8 protein-coding genes are annotated in these 5,226 nt (G+C 38.9%); 6 read left to right on the plus strand and 2 right to left on the minus strand.

Translation table 11 applies throughout. The features are described from left to right. Positions 1 to 1,345: 1,345 nt before the first annotated feature. From Q0198_RS04235 to Q0198_RS04260, 6 genes are all read left to right on the plus strand, one after another. Positions 1,346 to 1,693 carry a hypothetical protein gene (locus Q0198_RS04235; RefSeq protein WP_297895378.1) on the plus strand — a complete coding sequence of 116 codons (348 nt, stop codon included), beginning with the start codon at positions 1,346 to 1,348 and terminating at the stop codon, positions 1,691 to 1,693. Positions 1,694 to 1,785: 92 nt separating this feature from the next. Beyond that, on the plus strand, positions 1,786 to 2,265 hold the full coding sequence (locus Q0198_RS04240) for a hypothetical protein (RefSeq protein WP_297895379.1): 480 nt from the start codon (positions 1,786 to 1,788) through the stop codon (positions 2,263 to 2,265). A 46-nt stretch (positions 2,266 to 2,311) separates the two neighbouring features. After that, complete coding sequence (locus Q0198_RS04245; protein WP_297895381.1) at positions 2,312 to 2,584, plus strand: hypothetical protein; 273 nt, start codon at positions 2,312 to 2,314, stop codon at positions 2,582 to 2,584. A 22-nt stretch (positions 2,585 to 2,606) separates the two neighbouring features. Then, a complete protein-coding gene (locus Q0198_RS04250; protein WP_297895383.1) occupies positions 2,607 to 2,879 on the plus strand; it encodes a colicin immunity domain-containing protein in 273 nt (90 codons plus the stop codon). Between the two features lie 392 nt (positions 2,880 to 3,271). Next, positions 3,272 to 3,400, plus strand: coding sequence for a hypothetical protein (locus Q0198_RS04255; RefSeq protein WP_297895385.1), 129 nt, complete (start codon positions 3,272 to 3,274; stop codon positions 3,398 to 3,400). 160 nt (positions 3,401 to 3,560) lie between these two features. After that, entirely contained in the window at positions 3,561 to 3,776 is a 216-nt protein-coding gene (locus Q0198_RS04260) for a hypothetical protein (RefSeq protein WP_297895388.1), read from the plus strand. Between the two features lie 253 nt (positions 3,777 to 4,029). On the opposite strand, the gene Q0198_RS04265 is transcribed toward Q0198_RS04260, so the two are convergent. Beyond that, a complete protein-coding gene (locus tag Q0198_RS04265) occupies positions 4,030 to 4,917 on the minus strand; it encodes a hypothetical protein (RefSeq protein ID WP_297895390.1) in 888 nt (295 codons plus the stop codon). Positions 4,918 to 4,932: 15 nt separating this feature from the next. Beyond that, the coding region (locus Q0198_RS04270; protein ID WP_297895393.1) for a GNAT family N-acetyltransferase at positions 4,933 to 5,226 on the minus strand (294 nt) is incomplete at its 5' end.

The following is a 5,226-nucleotide window of genomic DNA, read 5'->3' on the forward strand; positions in this document are numbered from 1 at the left end:
TTTTTAGTTTCTTATAATTGTCGAATACTTTGGCTAATGCCTCTTGTATATATGAGTATTGATCGTCTAGTTCGGTACTTAGTTTGCTTTTAGTAGTAGCAGACATTCTTGAGCTCCTTTATTATTCATGCTAGACTTAATTTGCTTGATTTACTTATTCTTTTAATGTTTTTGCTGCTTTTCGATATATTTGCAATCAAGCGGATCGTGTAGATATTCTCGTACCTCATTTTATTATGCTCTTGCGATGCTTGCCATGCTCGATTTATTTGCTATTATGCTTACTATACTTAATTTGCTTGTTATACTTATGCCTACTATTCTCGATATATACCCGATTTACTTACCTTTATTAATACTTTTATCATCATTGATCTTTATTACTACTTTAGGTGTTTGATGTATTGAGTTGCTACTTAAAAAACTACGGCTGCTTCAAGTTCTGCACTTTAAGCTTTGCTTTGAAATAACATTTAAGTGCTTTAGCACCTTAATGCTTTAATCGCTGCAACTATTAAGCCTTGATGCTTGCTTTTAGTGTTATAGTGCATAAAGCTTTTAGAATGTCTACTTTATCCTTTTATTCACTATTTGGTCTTTTCATTGCTCTTTGATACTCCTATACCATTTATTTGCTTTGTAATTTGATGGGTGACTGCTTTGGTGTTTGTTGGTATGTGAATAAATACTTTAGCGTTCTTTATTATTCTAGCTACTCTTGCCGTGCTCGATTTGTCTCCCTTCATTTCGCTACATTTTACCTGTCTACTTAAATTTTGAATCATACCCTCTGTATTTTAGAAATCTTGGCAATGTGTAGGAAATTGCATCGCTTGCCCATGCTTTTAAAAAATTTTAAAAGACTATCGAGCTAGTCCACTCTATCAAGTTTCCATGCCCGTTATGATTTTAAAGAAGCTTAAGGGCTTTTAGGCACTTTTCAGCTAAGAGGGAAAGCTCAAAAAGAGTATCAATAAATTTCGACTAAGTAGCTTTTAAGATCTTTCTAATATAATCTCCGACGCATAAGGACAAAAATAGTGTCTTAAGCTTTATCTATTGTATTCTTTATACCAATAAGAATATGTTTTATGGATAAGCGTTTAAAGCACTAAGTAAAAATTGTGTTTAATTAGCCTACTTAAGGGTTTAAGCCTTAAGCTGCTACAAAGCTTAAGCTAAATTTCTTAAGGTCTATAGGTTTTAACCCATTTTTGCTTATTATTTAAAGTTTCCTTAAGAGACGACAAATATTTTTATATAGTTTTTTAAAAGACTACATACGGATATTCTGTAATCGAGTGTTCGGGGGAATTCTGAGGGTTGTACAAATTCAACGCAGGCCATGAACTACGTCTTTGAGTACTTAAAAAACGATCCTATTGATGAAATTTTTCCAAATGAGAACTATTGGAATACGCAAAAATGGGGTCCGATGCCCGAAGACGGATCTCGCAAGCGAGCCGTTGTACTAGAAGCAGCCAAAATTGCACCTAAGATTATACCCGTATATTCTCATAGATATATGCCGTGTCTTAAATTGCCGGATCCGCCAGTCTTATCTATACACTATACCGATGTCATTTATTATGGGAAAAATTTATATGACTACTTTTTGAGGGAATTTGGTAAAAATCCTCTTGAGCCGGTCAGAAAATGCCCGTATGTGCCTTTTTGGTCTGATTTATACTAAAATTTAACAAAGGCAAGTTTGCGTTAATCTACGCTTATTTGATTTTTAGAATTTCAAGAAAATATGCGTTAGCATAGTTAGGGTGGGGAAAAATGATAGAAGCAGTGATTGACTTTGATGAGTTACAAAAAGACAGAAGATATATTGATGAGTGGCATAATTATTGCCCCAAAGAAATAGAGCATAAGTTATACTCATATTTATCCGAAAAGCTGTATTTGCCGCTGCGTATCGGCCCTGATGCATTCGCGGACTTCTTTTGGTTTCTACGATTTAAAGAATGGAAAGACTACAGCGAGGAAGAATGGGAGCAATATGAAGATAAGGACGAATGGGAAAGCTATAGCGAATACATCGAAGAAAAAGAAGAAAACTCGAGATATGGGTTAAAAAATAAGCAGGGCGTTCGAGACGATTTAAAGCTAATTTTCTTACATTTTGATGCATTTAAGAAAAAATACGGTGATTTGGCTGAGCAGTTACTCGATATGATACAATTTACGCTCTCGGAGACTGCCAAATACCCAGATCACGATGACTTGCTTGATATTCAAATAGAAATTCGAGGCTAGAAGATTATGAGGCGGCTATGAGAAATAAATTTAAGGAAAGTGGCGAATGAGATACGGCGATTTGATATTTTTAAATTTGTTCCGTAATTACGAAGATGAATTTACCGGAGTCGGTCGGTGCGACTTTGTAATTTATTTGGAAGAGCTGGTTAAGGCTAGAGAATATGGTATAGCGCTGGAAGATTTTTTAGTTCAAATGTATGAATATGATATAAAAATTTCTTCTAACGACTTAACAATTATAAAAAATTTATGCGAAGGCGTGAATATAGGTAGTGATTTATGGTCAGTTCTAAGCATTAGAGCGGCGGGCGATTAAAATATACCTAAAAGGGCTCATTGTGATAGAGGAATATATAAAAATAATAGAGGATTTTTTGCAAAATAGAATCAACGTATTTGAATTCGAAAAGATATATTGGGATAAATTTATGAATGATAAAAATTTCCCCGATGAATATTATGAGCCGCTAAATAGGCTTCTTACGGACATCGATGAATTCGAACCGGACGAAGAGCTAAAAGGCGATGATACGGTAGGAGATTTATTAAGCGAAGAGGATTTAAGGAAGTGTGCGGGAAAAGCTTTAAAACAAATTGCACTTTTAAAATAGTAGTTTTTTAAAATGATAATTTCTGCGAGAATTTTAAAAATATATTACGATATAATGCGGGCAAACTCACATCCCAATAAAAGGAAACCCAAATGCAGAAAAATAATGCACAAAAGGCTTTTATCGTCGAGCCTTTATATTGTCTTGCATCGAGAAAACATCAGATTAGATATATAGATAATTCCACTATCGATGAATATGCAACACCGGGCGAATTAGTAGAATATGTATATAATCCTCTATAGATAGCCCAGAGACCGGAATACAAATTTCTATTTACAGAAATAGAACTAAAAGCCATAGCAGAGTATAAAGAGATGATCGATTATTTTTATAGCAAATATGACTACGATGAGATATATGATAATATGCCTGAAATTTGGAAAAAGATAATGAAGAAGTCATTAAGACTACTGAATATACTTGGTTTCACTCTCGATGATTTTTATGAGCGCGGGGATTTAAAATCCAAAACCAACGAAACTCATATCCCAATAAAAGGAAACCCAAATGCAAATTAACGGAAAAGAGATATTTAAGAAAGGCACTCTTATGTGCCGCCTAAGCAGAATGGCTTCTTCGGAATATCAGGACAAGTATATCGTCCATCCCACAATCAATAAATATGAAGATCCGTCGGAAATGGCGGAACTTTTATATACCGAATGCAAGAGCGCTTTATTGGAGCAATTTGAATTTTGCTTCCTGCCATACGAGAGGGATGCGCTAAGAGAGCTTATGGGGCTTATAGATAGATACTTTAAAGATCAAAGCCTACTAGAAGGCATAGGTGAGTATTTGGTATATCACAATAAATCTTGGATAGAGGTTAGAGAGCTAGCCTTAAATACCTTGCATATTTTCGGCTACGATTTGGACGACTTTAATTATGATTAAATTCCGATAAAATGAAATTTATCCTATATATCTTTAATCTGCTGCTATGCCTAAGTGCCTGGGCTCTGCTTCGTCATATACGGCAAAATAAAACCGATGCCGCGTAAACAAATAGTTTTATTTCGGGTTGCGCTTGGTTGTGCTGCATCATACCGCACGCCGTAACGGCGCATCTAATGCTGTCAGGCCGTGCTCTAGCCACTACGTCGCGATGCGCTCTATCGCTATGCCTTAAATCCTTACACCGAGGCGTCTAGATCATCTTTCCGACGAGTTTTTCTTTAAATTCTTTATAAATTTCAGGCCCCGCGTGTTTGTATTCGCTCGTCAGCTTATTGTGAAATTCCGCCATATCGCCGCCGCTTTCGCGGTAGAGCTTGATCGCGTTTCGCCTTACGGCGCCGTCTTTTAGGTCGCTATCGTAGGCAATGCTCGCGTATCGCGTCCGCGCGCCGTCCTTGATCTCGCGGTAGGCCTCGCAGCCTTTGGCTCTGCCGAGCTTTGCGACGCACGCGGCATAGAGGGCTTGTAGGCTCACGCACTGGGGTATCAGCGCTTCCGCCGCGGCAATGTCCGCTTTGGCGATTTTAGAATTTGCAGCTTTTTGTTCCTGTTGTACAGCCTTCGGCTCCTGCTTCGCGGTTTTTGCCCCTTGCTTTTGGGTCTTTGGCTCACATTTCGCAGTTTTTGGCTCCTGCTTTGTAGCCTTCGGCTCCGCTTTTTGGGCTTTTTTCTCCGCCGCGCCGCTTGCTTTGCTTTGTTTTGCGCTCGCCCCTGCGGCGTGCGAGGCTAGACTGATCTTTTCAAATTTAGGATTTTTGCGGTAGTTTAGATTATTAAAGAATTCTATCACGTCGTCGTAAAATTTGTCGTTGCTGACGATGCCGATCTTGCCCTCCTGCCCGCAGAGCTTGCCCATCAAAAACACGATGATCTTATCGGCAAAGTCTTTTCTCTGCTTGCCGATCGTAAAGACCTCGCCTATGCTAACGCCCATCTTCGATAGGCGCGCAAGGGTCAAGGCGCCGATCTTTTTGGCGGTGTTGGAGACGATATTTAGCTCATCGCCCTCTTTGAGATTTACGACGTCGAATATATTATCGACGTCGATATTTTCGTCGTCTATGATAAAGTGCGTCAAAGTTTTTCCTTTAAATTAAATTTCAATGCCCACGCTCGCGCAAATTTCATCTCTAAAGCGCGCGAAAGGCTTCATCGGAGGCTGGTTTTGCAGATGCTCGCCGATGGGCTTTTGCATCCACGCCATATCGTACCAGCGGCCGAATTTATAGGCGCAGCGCTCGAATCTGCCGACGAAGCGAAAGCCCATGCGCTCGTGAAATCGCACGCTAGCGTCGTTTAGATATTCGTCATCCCCGCAAGCGATGCAAGCGTTCATATCTACTATGTTTTGAGTCTTGAGCGCGCGCTGTAGCGCCTCGTAGAGCAG

This window comes from uncultured Campylobacter sp. (genome assembly GCF_938045205.1).
In the GTDB taxonomy this organism is placed as follows: domain Bacteria; phylum Campylobacterota; class Campylobacteria; order Campylobacterales; family Campylobacteraceae; genus Campylobacter_B.